The organism is Mesorhizobium sp. M7A.F.Ca.MR.245.00.0.0, from assembly GCF_003997415.1.
In the GTDB taxonomy this organism is placed as follows: Bacteria; Pseudomonadota; Alphaproteobacteria; order Rhizobiales; family Rhizobiaceae; genus Mesorhizobium.
On record NZ_RZTE01000104.1, the window covers coordinates 1 to 1,062 of the forward strand.

Sequence of the window (1,062 nt, forward strand, 5' to 3'; positions counted from 1 at the left end):
GCCAAGACCGCCGAGACCGAACTCGAAGTCGTCGAAGGCATGCAGTTCGACCGCGGCTATCTCTCGCCCTACTTCGTCACCAACGCCGACAAGATGGTTGCCGAGCTCGAGGACGTCTACATCCTCCTGCACGAGAAGAAGCTGTCCAACCTCCAGGCCATGCTGCCGGTTCTCGAAGCCGTCGTGCAGACCTCGAAGCCGCTGCTCATCATCTCGGAAGACGTCGAAGGCGAGGCTCTGGCCACGCTGGTCGTCAACAAGCTACGTGGCGGCCTGAAGATCGCCGCCGTCAAGGCGCCGGGCTTCGGTGATCGCCGCAAGGCCATGCTGGAAGACATCGCCATCCTCACCGGTGGCCAGGTCATCTCGGAAGACCTCGGCATCAAGCTCGAGAACGTCGGCCTCAACATGCTCGGCCGCGCCAAGAAGGTGTCGATCTCCAAGGAGAACACCACCATCGTCGACGGCGCCGGCAAGAAGGCCGAGATCCAGGGCCGCGTCGCCCAGATCAAGCAGCAGATCGAAGAGACCACCTCGGACTACGACAAGGAGAAGCTGCAGGAACGTCTCGCGAAGCTGGCGGGCGGCGTTGCGGTGATCCGCGTCGGCGGGGCGACGGAAGTCGAAGTCAAGGAAAAGAAGGACCGCGTCGATGACGCCCTCAACGCGACCCGCGCGGCCGTCGAAGAAGGCATCGTTGCTGGCGGCGGCGTCGCGCTGCTGCGCGCTTCGGCCAACATCAAGGCCACCGGCGTCAACGCCGACCAGGCCGCCGGCATCAACATCGTGCGTCGTGCGCTGCAGGCTCCGGCCCGCCAGATCGCGGCCAACGCCGGTGCGGAAGCATCGATCGTTGCCGGCAAGATCCTTGAGAACAAGGGCGCGACCTTCGGCTACAACGCCCAGACCGGCGAATATGGCGACATGATCGCCCTGGGTATCGTCGATCCGGTCAAGGTTGTGCGCACGGCTCTGCAGGACGCGGCCTCGGTCGCCGGCCTGCTGGTCACCACCGAAGCCATGATCGCGGAGGCTCCGAAGAAGGAGTCGGCTGGCGGCGGC

Annotated in this window: 1 protein-coding gene; it reads left to right on the forward strand. The window is 65.0% G+C overall.

The window, feature by feature from the left end:
* The coding region (gene groEL / locus EOB80_RS34260) for a chaperonin GroEL (protein ID WP_127332397.1) at nt 1-1,062 on the forward strand (1,062 nt) is incomplete at both ends.